Origin of the sequence: Granulibacter bethesdensis CGDNIH1 (genome assembly GCF_000014285.2) — a bacterium.
In the GTDB taxonomy this organism is placed as follows: Bacteria; Pseudomonadota; Alphaproteobacteria; order Acetobacterales; family Acetobacteraceae; genus Granulibacter; species Granulibacter bethesdensis.
Window position 1 is genome coordinate 1,699,149 of record NC_008343.2, and the last position, 15,618, is coordinate 1,714,766.

The following is a 15,618-nucleotide window of genomic DNA, read 5'->3' on the forward strand; positions in this document are numbered from 1 at the left end:
GAATCAAGACTATATATATAGGCATGGGGCATGAACGCTGTTGAAATTGAACAGGCCGTCACCGCCCTGGCCGAGCAACCGTTTGACGCGGCTGAGTTCCCGTTTGCCTTCCTGCAAGCCTTTGGGAACAAGGAAACCACCATCAAGCGCCTGCGCAAGGGCGAGTCCAACAAGTCCGACATTGCTGGACCTTGGGGCGGCGTGCTTCAGGCCAATAACATCCACATCGCTGTCTGCTCCCCGGGGGAAGTGCCCCTGACCTTTGCCGCCCTGAAGTCCAGCCCGGCCACCGCGCGGGCCAAGGCGCGGTTTGTGCTGGCCACGGACGGCATCACACTGGAAGCCGAGGATTTATCGTCCGACGAAGCCCCGATTGCCTGTGCCTATCCCGACTTTCCCAACCATTTCGGCTTTTTCCTGCCGCTCGCCGGCATCACCACGGTCCGCCAAATCCGGGAAAGCTCGTTCGACATCCGCGCCACCAGTCGCTTGAACCGGCTTTATGTGGAGCTGCTGAAGGACAACCCCGAATGGGGCACCGCCGAGCGCCGCCATGAGATGAACCATTTCATGGCCCGTCTCATCTTCTGCTTCTTTGCTGAAGACACCAATATTTTCAACGGCGCCGGGCTGTTCACCAAGACCATCGAGACGATGAGCGCGAAAGATGCCTCGAACACCCATGAGGTGATCGAGATGCTGTTTCGCGCCATGAACACCAAGGAGGCCGAGCGTGCCGCTGCCGGCATCCCGCGTTGGGCCGCTGTTTTTCCTTATGTGAATGGCGGCTTGTTCTCAGGCAGCACGGCCACGCCGAAATTTTCCCGCATCGCCCAGCGCTACCTGCTCTATGTCGGTAACCTGGACTGGACGAAGATCAACCCCGATATTTTCGGCTCCATGATCCAGGCCGTGGCGGATGACGAGGAGCGCGGCGCTTTGGGCATGCACTACACCAGCGTGCCGAATATTTTGAAGGTGCTCAACCCGCTGTTTTTGGATGATCTGCGCGGCAGGCTGGAGGAAGCCGGGGACAATGCGCGCAAATTGCTGAATTTGCGCAACCGCATGGCCAAAATCCGGGTTTTTGACCCCGCCTGCGGCTCGGGCAATTTTCTGGTCATCGCCTATAAGCAGATGCGGGCGATTGAGGCCGAGATCAACCGCCGCCGGGGCGAAGCCGAGCGCCGGACCGAAATCCCGCTGACCAATTTCCGGGGCATCGAGCTGCGCGATTTTCCGGCGGAAATTGCGCGCCTGGCGCTGATTATCGCGGAATATCAGTGCGATGTGCTTTATCGTGGCCAAATGGAGGCACTGGCGGAATTTTTGCCGCTGGATGCCCAGAACTGGATCGTCTGTGAAAATGCGCTTCAGTTAGATTGGCTGAGTGTCTGCCCTTCGACGGGGACGGGCGTGAAGCTCCATGCCGAGGACCTCTTTCATACCCCCCTCGACCAACCACAGATCGATTTTGAAAACGAGGGTGGGGAGACATATATTTGTGGAAACCCGCCCTATGTAGGGGACAAAAAGCAGAACGTCGACCAAAAGCAGGATATTCAGAGGCTATTCGCGGGACGGACAGATCGGTGGCGGTCCTTCGATTACGTTTGCGGCTTTTTGTTTAAGGCTGTTGAATATGGCGCAAAAGTTGGCAACTGGTCAGCCGCTTTTGTGACGACCAACTCTGTTACGCAAGGCGTCCAGGTCTCACAATTTTGGCCGCTTGTGATGAACCAAGCCGAAATTCGTTTTGCTCACACATCATTTAAGTGGTCAAATCTCGCTGCAAAAAATGCCGGCGTAACATGTGTTATTCTCGGTCTTGCCTCACGTAGCACAAAGTCGCCAAAGACTCTCTTTTTCGGTGATGCACGGCGAAATGTTGCTGAGATTACCCCCTATCTAACGTCCGGACATACAGTATTCGTCCAAGAATTTTCAACCCCGTTATCTGCATTGTCGGAAATGTTGCTTGGGAATTTTGCCAAGGATGGCGGAAACCTTTTGATAGATCGCGATGATTTAGAGGCAATCGATCGCATCGGCGCCGGGTTCCTGCGGCCAATATACGGAGCTCAAGAGTTTATCAAAGGTATTCAGAGATACTGTTTTTGGGTTCAGGACCACGACATAGAGAATGCGCGCCGAAGCAAGGACTTAGTTCGACGGTTTGATCGTGTTGCCGAATATCGGCGCCAGAGCGTAAAGGCCGCGACTGCGGCCTGGGCGACAAAGCCCCATAGGTTCGTCGAGATAAGGTCACGTGACTATACCAGCGCCATAATCGTGCCTCGGGTCAGTTCAGAAGGCCGGGATTATCTGCCAACAGGATTATTGCCCCCGCGATCAATCGTCACGGAAGCCTTCGCCCTCTACGACGCCCCGCTCTGGAACATGGCGCTCATCGCCTCGCGCCTGCATCTGGTGTGGATCGCCACGGTCTGCGGCAAGCTGGAAACCCGATACCGCTATTCCAACACGTTGGGCTGGAACACCTTCCCCGTGCCCACGCTCACCGAGAAGAACAAAGCCGACCTCACGCGTTGCGCCGAGGAGATTCTGCTGGCGCGCGAGGCGCATTTCCCCGCCACCATTGCCGAATTGTACAACCCGGCTAACATGCCCGCCGATTTGCGCGCGGCTCATGAGCGCAATGATGAAGTGCTGGAGCGCATCTATATCGGCCGCCGGTTCAGGAACGACACCGAGCGGCTGGAAAAGCTGTTCGCCCTCTATACCGAGATGACCGCAAAGCAAGGCAAAGCCGCCAAGGGCAAAGGCCGGGGCGGGGCGCGCGCGGGCCAGATGGCCACGCCGGGCCAAGAGGACGCACTTGTTTAACCTTGACTTGATACCATTTTATGGTACTAAATGCTGATGCAAAAACGGCACGCCAAGACGCTTGAGGCGATCTTCCGCCGCCCCGTTTCAGGCACCATCCGCTGGGCCGAGATTGAGGCCCTGTTCGTGGCGCTGGGTGCGGAAATTCTGGAGCGGGAAGGCTCGCGCGTGGCCGTGGTGCTGTTTGGCGAGGTGCAGGTGTTCCACCGCCCGCACCCCTCGCCGGAGACTGACAAGGGTGCCGTGGCGGCGGTTCGCCGCTGGCTGGAAAACCATGGGGTGAAGCCATGAATATGTTGGAGATTGATGGCCACAAGGCCGTTGTGCAGTTCGACCCCGAGATCGGCATGTTCCGGGGCGAGTTTGTGGGGCTGACCGGCGGCGGGGATTTTTACGCCGATAGCGTGGAAGGGCTGAAGCGCGAGGGGCGCGTCTCGCTGCAAGTGTTTCTGGACACCTGCCGTGAGCGCGGCATTGCGCCTTACCGCGCGTTCAGCGGCAAGTTCAATGTGCGTATTCCGGGCGAGCTGCACGCCGAGGCCGTGCAGGTAGCGGCAGCGCGCGGGGTAAGCCTGAATGAGCTGGTGCGCGAGGCGCTGACCCATGAGCTGAGTTCTTGATCGGGTTTTGATTTTAGCAGGCAGGGCGCAGGGACGAAAAATGAGATTTGAAGATATATCAATGAGTTATTCTGCTTTCGGCGCCGCTGTTTTTCTTGATTGGGTTTTGATTGGAGCGCTGGCATGAGCGCGATTCCCTCCGTTTCGGTCTCCTATGCCCGGAGCGGAAACTCGACCAAGGCCAATGAGCTGGGCATGCGCCCGATGCAGGAGCGCGGCTATGAAAAGCGGGGTGAGCAATATCTGCTGATCAAATCGCCCCCGGCCTCGGGCAAAAGCCGGGCGCTGATGTTCATTGCCCTGGATAAACTCCAGAATCAGGGGTTACGCCAAGCGATCATCGTGGTGCCGGAGCGCTCCATTGGCGCCAGCTTCAATGATGAGCCCCTGAGCCAGTATGGGTTCTGGGCCGATTGGGTGGTGGCGCCAAAATGGAACCTCTGCAACGCGCCAGGCGGGGATAACGGGGGCAAGGTCAATTCGGTTCAGGCTTTTCTGGATAGTCCGGACAAGGTGCTGGTTTGCACCCATGCGACCTTCCGCTTTGCCGTGGACAGGTTTGGGGTGGCGGCGTTCGATAACCGGCTGATCGCGGTGGATGAGTTCCACCATGTCTCAGCGAACCCGGATAATAAGCTGGGCACCCATTTGGGCCAGTTCATCGCCCGGGGGAGCGCGCATATTGTGGCGATGACCGGCTCTTATTTCCGTGGCGATGCCGTGGCCGTGCTGATGCCGGAGGATGAGGCCAAGTTCGATACCGTTACCTATACCTATTATGAGCAGCTCAACGGCTACCAATATCTGAAGCAGCTCGACATTGGGTATTTCTTCTATAGCGGCGCCTATGCCGACGATATTTTGAAGGTGCTGGACCCGGATGAGAAGACGATCATCCATATCCCAAGCGTGAATTCGCGCGAAAGCACGAAGGATAAGATCAGGGAGGTCGAGCATATCATCGAGGCGCTGGGGGAGTGGCAGGGGATCGACCAGGTTACCGGCTTTCAGCTGGTGAAACGCTCGGATGGCCGTGTGCTGCGGATTGCCGATTTGGTGGATGATGACATCACTAAACGCGACCGGGTTGCCGCCGCGCTTAAGGATGCCAGCCAGAAGAATAACCGGGACCATGTGGATATCATCATCGCGCTTGGCATGGCGAAGGAAGGGTTTGACTGGATTTGGTGTGAACATGCGCTGACCGTCGGCTACCGCTCCAGCTTGACCGAGATCGTGCAGATTATCGGCCGCGCCACCCGCGATGCGCCGGGCAAGACCCGCGCCCGGTTCAGCAACCTGATTGCTGCCCCCGATGCGTCTGATGCCGCTGTGACCGAAGCCGTGAATGACACGCTGAAAGCCATCGCCGCCAGCCTGCTGATGGAGCAGGTTTTGGCGCCCCGGTTCGAGTTCAAGCCGAAAAACCCGAATAGCGGACCAACGCCGGGGCTTGATTATGGCGAGGGAGGATATGATCCGGCGAAGTGCAATGTCGGATTCAGTGAGGCCACGGGCAAGTTCGAGATCGAGATCAATGGCTTGGCAACGCCAAAAAGCCCCGAGGCCACCCGCATTTGCCGGCAAGATTTGAACGAAGTTGTCGCCGCTTTTGTACAGGATAAGCGCACGGTTGAGCGGGGGCTGTTTGATGAGGAACTGGTGCCGGAAGAGCTGACCCAGGTGCGCATGGGCAAGATCATCAAGGAGAGATATCCCGAGCTTGATGATGGCGACCAGGAAGCCGTTCGCCAACACGCCATCGCGGCATTGAACCTGACCCAGGCCGGCAAGAAGAAGGCGACGGGTGACGATGACGGCACGCCCAGCCCGAATACGGCCTTTGTTGATGGCGTGCGGCGCTACGTGATGAGTGTGCAGGACTTGGATATCGACCTGATCGACCGGATCAACCCGTTTGGCGAGGCTATTGCGATCCTTGCCAAGACCATGGACGAGGAGAGCCTGAAACAGGTTGCGGCGGTCATCGCGGGCAAGCGGGTTAGCCTGACGCCCGAGGATGCCCGTGATTTGGCCAAACGCGCGCTGCAATTCAAACAAGAGCGCGGGCGGTTGCCCTCCATTACCTCACCGGATGCTTGGGAAAAGCGGATGGCCGAGGGGGTGGCCTTCCTTGCTCGCATGAAAGCGGAGGCAGCCCGTGGCTAAGGCTAAATTCACCGAGGACGATGACGCGCTTCTCGATGAGCTTGGTGTTGAGGTTGAGGCTCCCCACCACGGTAGTCGAACGCCAAAGGAAGAGCGCATCATTGCCGGGTTTGAGGAAATCCAGCGCTTTTTCGATGAACATGGCCTGCCGCCGCAACATGGCGAAGAGCGGGAGATTTTTGAGCGCTTATATGCCGTGCGGCTTGATCGGCTTCATGAACAGGCGGAGTGCCGTGCGATTTTGGAACCCTTGGACCACCAGGGACTGCTCAAAGGCCAGGTGAATAAAAAGGCCGTGGAGCCTGACGAGTTGGACGATGATGAGCTTCTGGCACAGCTCGGCATGGGTGCGGCCACACCGGATGACATCACTAATCTGAAGCACGTCCGGTCCGTGGCAGATAAGCGCGCCGCCGAAGTGGTAGCCAATCGGACCGTTTGCGCCGATTTCAGCATCTTCCAGCCGCTGTTTGCCGAGGTACGGGCCGATCTTAATACCGGCACGCGTGAGACCCGGCGGTTTGGTGAAAACGCCGAGATCAAGAAGGGGGAGTTTTTCATCCTGGGCGGCCAGTTTGCTTATGTGGCTGATGTGGGGGAGGAGTTCGTCGCAGAATATGGCCGGCCAGACCGGCGGCTGCGGGTTATCTATGACAATGGGACGGAAAGCGATCTGCTTTTAAGGTCATTCCAGCGTGCCTTGTATAAAGACGAAGGCGGGCGGCGGATCACCGATCCTGCCCTTGGGCCGCTGTTTGGCGACCAATGGGAGCCAGATGATATTGAAAGCGGCACTATCTATGTGCTGCGGAGCCATTCGACACACCCGTTTGTCTCAGAGCATCGTGAACTAATTCACAAAATCGGCGTGACTGGTGGCAAGGTGGAGACGCGCATAGCGAACGCCGCGCATGATGCCACTTACCTGCTGGCGGATGTTGAAGTTGTCGCGACCTACAAACTGGCCGATATAAATCGGACCAAGCTGGAGGGTATATTTCACAGAATTTTTGCCCCAGCCCAGCTTGATCTCACCCTTCAAGATCGCTTTGGGCATCTTGTCCGGCCAAGGGAGTGGTTTCTTGTTCCACTACATGTGATTGATAAAGCTGTGCAATGTATCCGAGATGGCTCGATTGCCCACATGACCTATGACGTGAAAACTGCTAGCATGATGAAACTAGGCCAGTAGTTCTGTAGCACACCCGCACGACAGTCCTGTGCGGACAGTTAAACAGCCGGTCTCTTCACAACCAAAAGATTACTTGCCTACAGAATTGTGGTGATTCATAAAGCTGCTCGGATATAGGCGACGGATTAGCGTTGGACGAGAATGACATCAAAGCTGCGGTACTCAATTACCTCTTGCTTCAGGGCAGGATAAAACGCGGCTGTGCCATCGCAAATGAATTCGCCTTACGGAAGGCCAGCGTTCGGGCTGACCTTGCTATACTTGAGCAAAGATTCATTGGCATCGAAATAAAAAGTCCCGCTGATAGTCTTCGACGCTTGGAAACTCAGATCAACTCCTACAAAGAGTATTTTGATCAAGTCATGATGTTTGTTGCAACTAATCACGTCAAGAATATAAACTTGAATGACTACCAAGGCGTCGAAGTTTACGCTGTAGGTCAGTCATCACATATTACACCAATTAGCCAACAAACTGACAGTAAACAAGCCTCTGGCGAAGCCCTTCTTAAGCTCTTAACCAAAAACGAACGAGAGCGACTTTGCGTTGATGAAACGCCAATGCAGGAACGTCGGGCATTTGAGCTGGCTTTTTCTAAGAGATATTGTGAAACGAGTGAATTGTTTTGGAATGTCGTCGGAAAACGAAGAAGAATTAAGGTGCTCGATCTCCATCTCCTTAGTAAATATCGTCCACAGAGGGAAGCTGCGCTCTTTTTAAAGAAGCAGAATGAACAGCGCTGGACGCAATGGACAAGCGAGATTATGGGCTTGACACCTACGACAGTCTAGCGCCCTTAATCAGACCACTCATCGTCAGTATCATACATGGCGTCGGGGTTGCCGTAAAAGAGCTGCCGGTGAAGATGAATGTTTATTCTAGCCGCAGTTGATCTTTTTGGAGAAACGATTGCAGAATGATCCCCAAGAGCTGTACGCTCAATCATTTGAGTTCCCCAAATTCGTAGATCGGCATCCCAATCCGATGAACGGATTACATCCTGAGCTTGCTCTATGTAAGCGGCTATCCGATCTTCGCCATCTTCTGATCGAAAAAACTTCCATTCACCTCTAAGTGGGTAGTCAATGCGGGGTATAGGGGGACCTCCTCCCCCTAATTGCCTTTCTGCTCGTGCGCTTCCACGGTCGCTATAGATGAGGCGCGTACCAGCTTTTGATGCAGCATTGTTAAATGCTACCCGTTCGTAAATCTCTTGGCCGGTACAAGTCCCAAAACTGTCCGGAAAAGATGATGCAGATATAGAAATGAAGCTTTGGGGAGCCACTTGCAGAACTTGCTGTGACAAATCCAAAGCGCGACCTTCAACAGCGTTGGCATCACGAATTTTTCCGAAATCAAGCAGGAACACGACGCCGCTTCCAGCGTCGGTTAATGTTCCTATAATTTGAGCCAAGGCCGTTAAACCGGCAAAGCCTGCTTGCTCAACAGATACTATCAACCCTCGCCCCAACGAGTGCAAACGTGAAACCTGAGTGTTAAGCTGAGTAGGAGTATGAAGCTGAACGGCAGGGATAAAATTGCTCTGATTCTCGATGAATTTACACCAAGCGTCATATCCATTTTCAGGGTTTCGTAATGCTGCAAGCTGCTGATGTACAGGACGATCTCCACCGTTTTGGTCAGGTTCCGCAAGAGTTACAAAGCACGGCCTATCGCCATAACTCTCTTCCATACGAGTTAACGCGCTACTCAGATGATGAGCAGTTGTCCACGGGCCCAACTGAAAGAACGGCAACAACAAATCTTTGTCACGTTCGGGGAGTTCTTCCAGAGCCTGCATTTCAGCAGGGCGAAGCGACAAAAGAGGAATATAATTGACTTCGTCTAACGCCCTCACCGTTAACTCCTCTGTCCCATTTTAGGAAATACCGAGCCTAATCTTCATGGCTGCTTCGGATACTTCAAATTGATCGGCAAGATACTCAACGGGATTTTCGATTTTTAGGGTTCGAGCAGTTTCCAACATCTCTTGCACAAGTTCCTCTGGCATCAGAATATCCGCCGCCAGTCGATTGGCCTCGGCCTCTCTTCTATCTGAAAGAGAAGAGCGATACAAAACATCATCTTCTATTCCTGACCCGATATGATCGCGGTGAAGCAGATAATGAGCAAGCTCGTGGGCAGCGGTAAACCTCTGTCTGCGAGACGGATCATGCCTATTAATGCGGACAACGAATCGCCCCTGCTGCACTCCATTCGGCCTAATTTCGCCAGAAATACCCGGCGCGAGAGTCGCCGACTTCATTTCAAGCTCCATTTCACGCGCGACGGCACCAATCTTAACCGGCGCCTCAAACTGGTGGGCTTCGATTGCTTCCCTGATTTCCCTCGGGAGTGACAGCCATTCTCTACTCGGCATAAGTCACATCCTCCTTAGCTCTCTTCATTTTCGTCACCCTCGTCATCTCGCCGGAAGTCTTTTCGAGCGAAAACCACATTGTCGACTCGTTTAAGAACAAGTTCTCGGAATGATTTAGATTCAAATTTCGACTTCAAGAACTTATCTGTCAGTTCTTCGAAATGAGCGCGGATGTCTCCGTCATCAAGTCTTTCGTCAATACGGTCTCTGGCGGCTGTTTCGGCGGCCTTCTTTGTTAAACCTCTAAACTCAGCCCACCCCAAAAGAGCAGCAACAGCAATAAAGAACCCCAAAACAGCCAGTATTACTGCGGTAGCCCCGAGAATTGTGGCGGCAAGGTCCGAGTAGCTCATATCTAACGAACTGTGGGTAAAGTACACACGTTGAATTAGTTCGACGCCAGCGCCCCCCAGAACCGCGCCCAAAAGCGTCGACAGGAAAGTCTTGATCATCTTACCCTTCCCGATGCCATACCCAAAGCCACATACCCTCCCCATAACTCAATTCACGATTTGCAGAAACGGGTACCTTGTGGCGGGTTCCCTTGGAACAGACGCGCGGCCAAAGCCACAAAACATAACCTATAATCGAGCGGACAGAACATATCAAGAACGATTTTGGCGGGCAAATTTAGTAAGGTTTGTTGTTATGCATCTTAATGGCTGTTTCCCCACAGTACGCTGCCTGCTTTCTCACCAACTGGATGCGCTTCTTGGATGGGTAGCTGCGACGGTGAGCCTTTAAATGTCCCCTACGGTATGGGCCGATTCTGGATGGCCATATGTTCCAAATTCTTCTGCCGCTAACTCTCGCTCGCTTCTGCATTGGGACGGGGTCACGGGATGTCAATCGACATTTTGTGGTAATTTATGTGGGATAAAATCTTTTTATAAAATATAATATATTGAAATATATGATAAAAAATAAAAATGCATTCGGACACCCTCTCCGCCAGTCGCATCTTCCAGATGATGCCATAAAGTACCAAAAGTCTTGTAATCTCTCGATAAAATGCCGCTTTATCAAACCATAAGATACGTAGATAAACTTTATCTACCCGGGCAATCCCGGGACTAATCCGGGACCAGAATTATCCCTTTGAGACAAAAATCGGGACTAATTTCTAACGCCGATTCGTTGATTCACGAAATCACCATCCTGCGCGCACAAAAAAAGCCGGGGACATGCCCCGGTCTCTTTCGTCCAGATTGGTGATGGCGGTCAGTGGGCCGCGGCGGCAGTCGCAGCCGCACCGACAGTCACCGACGGATCATGCGCCAGCAGTTGGCCAAGACCGACTTCCACAGCCGACGCCAGCACCGCCGGGGCGACTTGCTTTTGCAGATACTCCACGCCTGCTGCCATAGCCGCCGCACAGGATGCCGAATCAGTGATCGGCGCCAGCCGCAACCGAGGCAGAATACGCCGCACCAACCGCCTGCTGCCCCCGCCCCCGACCATCCACAAGGTCGAGGCGGTGATGGCTGATCCTGTGCGCCTGCACAGCCAGCTGGGGTATGATACTAATTTCGTTTTTGGCTGCCGAGACAGCATAAAGCCCAGTACCAGTCTGACATATGGCTGAAAGTGGGATTCTACAATGCAGGATTGCCCGTGACATACGGCGGGCCGGCGCGCATGTACAAATGGTAATGAAATCCGGACATATCCCAAACTGTTTTTGAAAACCCCATACGCGTATTTCTGACGCTTTTGCGTTAATGATGCCTGTGTGGCAGGCGATGAGATAACGCGGCCGTAATAGATGCCTGACATAAAATTGTTATTGTAATGGCTCCGCAATGAATAGTGTAGTATACATAAAAAAAACTCCGACATCCCATAATATTGTAATAAAAATTGATTTTGTTTTTTTAAATAAAAATAAAAATATCTTATCCGTTGTATTCTATCGTTTTATAGAAAGTTATTTCATTTATTTTATTTTAAAAACCAAAAAAAATATTTTTTATTTTTTAAAATTTGTATTCATTTATAATATTTTCCAAAATTAATATAAAATTCGTTTAAAAATTTGTCACTTCTCAAAAATGAGAATCGGAGGCACTATACCGCCATGGCAAAAGGATGGTTGGTCATCCAGTCATACACTGAATTTGATAAGAGGATGGTTTTGTCTTGTATCTGTAAACTTCAGGAAAGTGGACGCAATGCCTGAGGCACTGAAGCAGAATAACGAAGCCATTTCCGAAGAGGAACTGGAAGCCGCCAATGGCGGTGGATTTAGAACCGCTGTTACAAAAAAAGCAACCAAGACGATTGCCAAGGCCGGGATCGAGGTTGCTGCTGAGAAGGTAGCCGGTAAAAATTCATAACGTTTTTACCGCTTAAGAGTGTGTCATCTATTTTTAAATTCAGGAAAGCATAGACCATGACTGACAAACTGAACCAGAACAACGACGCCATTTCCGATGCGGATCTGGAGGGCGTTAACGGTGGTGGTTCCTGGCAAAGGGGCGACGGTGGAAAAATGCAGTGGGTTGAGCAGAAAGCCAGCGGGAATGCGGGAAATTTTTCCGCTTCGCGTGAGGCAAGCAACCAGCGCGTTGTGAGAGACAATTCTGGTAATATCCTCAAGGTCTATCGCCATGATGGCCAGAAAGAATATGAAGTTACGAAAAAAAGATAAGATCATCATTAGGTGGTCGTAATTTTTGTGGATGACATGATACTGGTTGAAGGGTTCGTTTAATCGGTCATGTTATTTGAAACGAGCACGGCATGCAGCGTTGCATGCCGTGCTTGTGTATTTCAGACAGTTTTTTGCTAAAAATCGTGTGGATTGGCATCATTCATTTCTTTAAGGAATTAGGTATTTTATGGTGGCAAGCCAATCTTCTTCCCGGCCTGTCCGCAATCGTCGCAGGGGGCTGTTCCGTCAGCAATCTCTGAAGCAGCTCGACAAACCTGAAGATTTTCAGGTTCCTTTGCGGGTCGTGGGGCCGGTCGATTGGTTGGTGGGATTGCTCTGCCTGGCCTTCTGTATCTCGATCATCCTGTGGTCCTGCATCTCGCGATACCGGGAAACCGTGCAGGGGCGCGGTATTCTTGTGCGCACCGATGGTATGTTCATCGGCATCAACGCACCGAAAGCCGGATGGATTGATGAGGTCGTTGCGCAGGGGCGCAAGGTCAAGGCGCATGATCTGGTCGCATCCCTTGCGACGCCGGAGGAAGATGCCCGGATACAGGATATGCAGAGCCGCATTGCCCAGATAGAAACCCAGCAGGCCTCCATATCAAAGCGTTATATCCAGAGAATTGCTGTGGAAACACGCGCGCAGCAACGCAGGCGGGATGAGCTTCAGGAATCCGCGGGGTTGACAGAGCGCCGTATCGCAGAGGCAGCCGTCACCCTTTCAAACCGGGAATATCTGTTCAACAACGGCGCCGGCACGATAGACCGTGTTCATGAGGCCAGAGAGCGTCTTTTCGCATCGCGGGAGGCACTGTCCCATACCAGAGCCGATCTTGCGTCTCTGGACAGTGTTCTTTTGTCGCTGGAAGGACAGCGGGATCTGGAACTGGAGTCTATCCACCGGCAGCTTCTTGAGCTGCAAGGGCAGTTGGAACAGGCCAAGCTGGCCCGGAAGCTGGCGGATGAAATCCGCGCTCCCCAGGCTGGGCTGGTGGCACTGGTGCCGGTGACGAAAAATGCTCTGGTCGCTGCGGGACAGCGGATCATCACGCTGGAAACGGGCGAAAGCAAACTGGAAGTGCTGTTTTTTGTCCCGGGTGATCTGGGAAAACGTATCGAGCCTGGCATGCAGGTCAGAATTTCTCCAACGACGGCCCCCCGCGAGGAGTATGGGATGCTGATCGGAAAAGTTGTCTCCATTTCTCCTCATCCCGAAGGGCAGGCTGAAATCAGCGAGCATCTAGGCAATCCTGAACTCGCCCGCATGATGGCAAAGGATGGAACGCCTTTTGAGGTCAGGGCCACGCTGGAGCTGGCTCCGTCTGAACCCGTTCCTGACGATGATGAGGATGAGGATGATGTGCGGCACAATCCTTATACCTGGACATCGACACGGGGTACGACCATTTCACTGAGCAGTGGCCAGATGGTGGTCGCTGATGTCACGGTTCGTCAGGCACCTCCTATTTCCCTGGTGATTCCTGCCTTGCGTCGCTGGACCGGCTTGTAAAAAGGCTGGACCAGATGAACACCGATTCCAGCAATGTGAATGCCGAAGCAGACCAGGCAATGCCGCCCCGGCTTCGTCCGACGCGTCATCGTCGCGTGCCGACCATTCTGCAGATGGAGGCCGCCGAATGCGGAGCGGCTTCTCTGGGGATGATCCTGGCCTATTATGGTTTATGGATACCTTTGGAGACGTTGAGGGAAGTCTGCCATGTCTCCAAGGATGGCACGTCAGCAGCTTCTATATTGCGTGGTGCGCGCCGTCTCGGGCTGAAAGCGTCAGGATGGCGTGTGGAGCCGGAGGCCCTGGCCCAGCACCGTCTGCCTGCGATCGCTTTCTGGGAGCTAAATCACTTCGTCGTCGTTGAAGGGGTCAAAAAAAACAGCGTCATCATCAACGATCCGGCCTTTGGACGGCGTTCGATCGATGCTGAGAGTTTTGATGCCGCCTTCACGGGTGTTCTGCTCACATTCGAACCGACGGAAGCGTTTAAACCCGGTGGCATGCGCGTCAGCCTGTTACGGGCATTGCTGCCGCGTGGCAGAAGAACCAGGGCAGCACTCGGTTTTCTGGCGATCATCGCGGTCTGCAATCTGCTGCCACCGATTTTTCTGCCCGCGGCAGGCAAGATATTTGCCGATAATGTGCTGGTTCAACATGCGACCTCATGGTTGAGGCCACTTTTGCTGGCGCTGCTGGTGTCGGCGCTGATGTCTTCGGTGCTGTCATGGCTGCATGGGATGGTTCTGACCAAACTCCAGCGGCAGATGGGCACGGAATCGGCCATTCAGCTCATGGGGCATCTGCTGCGTCTGCCGGTCAATTTTTTTGTGCAGCGTCATACAGGCGATATCGCCTGTCGGGTGGATGCGGCACAGCATTTGTCACACAGTGCTGTCGTGACCATTTCCTCAGCCGTTTTCAGCATCATGGGTGCCATTACCAGCGCCCTGATCATGATGCTGTACGATGTGCCGATGGCACTCGGATGTTTCCTGCTGTCGGCTGTCGATCTTGTCGCACTCTATCTTGTGACGGTGATGCGTGTGGATGGCGTGCGGCGCGCAACACTTCAGCGCGCACGCTATACGACTGTTGCCCTGGGGGGTATCCAGTCTATCGAAACCATCAAGGCATCCGGGTCCGAAAGCGATTTTTTTGCGAAAATTGCCGGTGCACAGGCTCAACTTCTCAATATGATGCTGAGCCTCGAGCGTCTGACGGTCTATATGACGCTTGTGCCGCAGGTCATCAAAAGCCTTTCTTATGCCGGGCTGCTCGGATGGGGAGCCGCCAAGGTTATGGGCGGCGATATGACGATCGGGACGCTGATTGCGTTTCTTTCGGTTCTGCAAGCCTTTCATACGCCGGTTCAGACATTGGTCGGAGCCATTGGCGGCCTGCAGGAATTGCGTGGTGATCTTGATCGTGTGCAGGATACCATGCGTCATGCCCCGGCCATTGTTGAAAAAATCGAAGGCAACAGTAGCTGGCTGAGTGAACATGGAAGGTTGTCCGGCCGGATCACGCTGCATGGCATCAGCTTTTCCTACAGTGCCGATCGGCCTCTGATATCCGATTTCAATCTGGATATGCCATCGGGATCATGGGTTGCGCTGGTGGGCGCATCAGGCAGCGGGAAATCAACCATCTCCAGGATTCTGGCCGGTCTTCTGTCGCCATCCGATGGTCGTGTCATGTTCGATGGGGTCGATGCCGCTGACATTCCACGACGCGTTATCGCTGGCTCCGTCAGTTTTGTTGAACAGAATGTCGTTCTGTTTGAAGGCACAGTGCGGGAGAATATCGCATTGTGGGATCCCTCCCTGAATGACGAGGCGATTGTGGGTGCTGCCAAGGATGCCTGTATCCACGATGATATCGGTCGGCGGAAAGGGCAGTACGAAGCGGTTATTGCCGAGGATGGCGCGAATTTTTCAGGTGGGCAGCGACAGCGTTTTGAACTGGCACGGGCGCTGGCGACCAATCCGGCTATTCTGATTCTGGATGAGGCGACATCTGCGCTGGATACCGCGACCGAATTATCGGTTCTGGACAATCTCCGCCGCAGAGGTATCACAATCCTGATGGTATCACACAGGCTCAGCACCATTCGCGACTGTGACGAGATTATTGTTCTGGATCATGGGCAGGTTGTTCAGCGCGGCAGGCATGAAGCGCTGATGGCGGTGGATGGGCCGTATGCAGAGCTTATCCGTGTCGAATAGCATTTCATTTTAAACC

At 53.6% G+C, this 15,618-nt stretch carries 14 protein-coding genes; 10 read left to right on the forward strand and 4 right to left on the reverse strand.

Annotation, left to right across the window (positions count from 1 at the left end):
• The first annotated feature begins 30 nt into the window (after window positions 1-30).
• The 6 genes from GBCGDNIH1_RS20105 (at window position 31) to GBCGDNIH1_RS20130 (ending at window position 7,619) form a co-directional block, all read left to right on the forward strand.
• Window positions 31-2,847 carry a class I SAM-dependent DNA methyltransferase gene (locus GBCGDNIH1_RS20105; RefSeq protein WP_011632217.1) on the forward strand — a complete coding sequence of 939 codons (2,817 nt, stop codon included), beginning with the start codon at window positions 31-33 and terminating at the stop codon, window positions 2,845-2,847.
• Window positions 2,848-2,877: 30 nt separating this feature from the next.
• On the forward strand, window positions 2,878-3,138 hold the full coding sequence (locus tag GBCGDNIH1_RS20110; RefSeq protein ID WP_011632218.1) for a type II toxin-antitoxin system HicA family toxin: 261 nt from the start codon (window positions 2,878-2,880) through the stop codon (window positions 3,136-3,138).
• Complete coding sequence (locus GBCGDNIH1_RS20115) at window positions 3,135-3,467, forward strand: type II toxin-antitoxin system HicB family antitoxin (protein WP_011632219.1); 333 nt, start codon at window positions 3,135-3,137, stop codon at window positions 3,465-3,467. Before GBCGDNIH1_RS20110 ends, GBCGDNIH1_RS20115 begins: the two co-directional genes overlap by 4 nt.
• Window positions 3,468-3,590: 123 nt before the next feature.
• Window positions 3,591-5,636, forward strand: coding sequence for a pseudomurein-binding repeat-containing protein (locus tag GBCGDNIH1_RS20120; RefSeq protein ID WP_025318817.1), 2,046 nt, complete (start codon window positions 3,591-3,593; stop codon window positions 5,634-5,636).
• Window positions 5,629-6,828: a GIY-YIG nuclease family protein gene (locus tag GBCGDNIH1_RS20125; RefSeq protein ID WP_011632221.1), complete on the forward strand. Its 1,200-nt coding sequence runs from the start codon at window positions 5,629-5,631 to the stop codon at window positions 6,826-6,828. Before GBCGDNIH1_RS20120 ends, GBCGDNIH1_RS20125 begins: the two co-directional genes overlap by 8 nt.
• Before the next feature lie 131 nt (window positions 6,829-6,959).
• Window positions 6,960-7,619: a sce7726 family protein gene (locus GBCGDNIH1_RS20130; RefSeq protein WP_025318816.1), complete on the forward strand. Its 660-nt coding sequence runs from the start codon at window positions 6,960-6,962 to the stop codon at window positions 7,617-7,619.
• Window positions 7,620-7,624: 5 nt separating this feature from the next.
• Here GBCGDNIH1_RS20130 and GBCGDNIH1_RS20135 read toward each other — a convergent pair whose 3' ends face one another.
• From GBCGDNIH1_RS20135 to GBCGDNIH1_RS24805, 4 genes are all read right to left on the reverse strand, one after another.
• Window positions 7,625-8,686, reverse strand: a complete 1,062-nt coding sequence (locus GBCGDNIH1_RS20135) for a beta family protein (RefSeq protein ID WP_011632222.1) — start codon at window positions 8,684-8,686, stop codon at window positions 7,625-7,627.
• A 21-nt stretch (window positions 8,687-8,707) separates the two neighbouring features.
• Window positions 8,708-9,208, reverse strand: a complete 501-nt coding sequence (locus tag GBCGDNIH1_RS20140; RefSeq protein WP_011632223.1) for an ImmA/IrrE family metallo-endopeptidase — start codon at window positions 9,206-9,208, stop codon at window positions 8,708-8,710.
• Window positions 9,209-9,222: 14 nt separating this feature from the next.
• The gene (locus tag GBCGDNIH1_RS20145; protein WP_125911017.1) at window positions 9,223-9,660 is read right to left on the reverse strand and encodes a hypothetical protein; all 438 of its coding nucleotides are present in this window, start codon (window positions 9,658-9,660) and stop codon (window positions 9,223-9,225) included.
• A gap of 769 nt (window positions 9,661-10,429) precedes the next feature.
• Complete coding sequence (locus GBCGDNIH1_RS24805; protein WP_157692010.1) at window positions 10,430-10,639, reverse strand: hypothetical protein; 210 nt, start codon at window positions 10,637-10,639, stop codon at window positions 10,430-10,432.
• 740 nt (window positions 10,640-11,379) lie between these two features.
• Between GBCGDNIH1_RS24805 and GBCGDNIH1_RS24810 the strand changes: the two genes are divergently transcribed.
• The 4 genes from GBCGDNIH1_RS24810 to GBCGDNIH1_RS20170 all read left to right on the forward strand — a co-directional run bounded on the left by GBCGDNIH1_RS24810 (window position 11,380) and on the right by GBCGDNIH1_RS20170 (window position 15,602).
• A complete protein-coding gene (locus tag GBCGDNIH1_RS24810) occupies window positions 11,380-11,544 on the forward strand; it encodes a hypothetical protein (protein ID WP_155760891.1) in 165 nt (54 codons plus the stop codon).
• A 56-nt stretch (window positions 11,545-11,600) separates the two neighbouring features.
• The gene (locus GBCGDNIH1_RS20160) at window positions 11,601-11,858 is read left to right on the forward strand and encodes a hypothetical protein (protein ID WP_025318813.1); all 258 of its coding nucleotides are present in this window, start codon (window positions 11,601-11,603) and stop codon (window positions 11,856-11,858) included.
• Window positions 11,859-12,048: 190 nt separating this feature from the next.
• Complete coding sequence (locus GBCGDNIH1_RS20165) at window positions 12,049-13,377, forward strand: NHLP bacteriocin system secretion protein (protein WP_011632228.1); 1,329 nt, start codon at window positions 12,049-12,051, stop codon at window positions 13,375-13,377.
• Window positions 13,378-13,391: 14 nt separating this feature from the next.
• Window positions 13,392-15,602: an NHLP family bacteriocin export ABC transporter peptidase/permease/ATPase subunit gene (locus GBCGDNIH1_RS20170; protein WP_011632229.1), complete on the forward strand. Its 2,211-nt coding sequence runs from the start codon at window positions 13,392-13,394 to the stop codon at window positions 15,600-15,602.
• The last annotated feature ends 16 nt before the right edge of the window (window positions 15,603-15,618 follow it).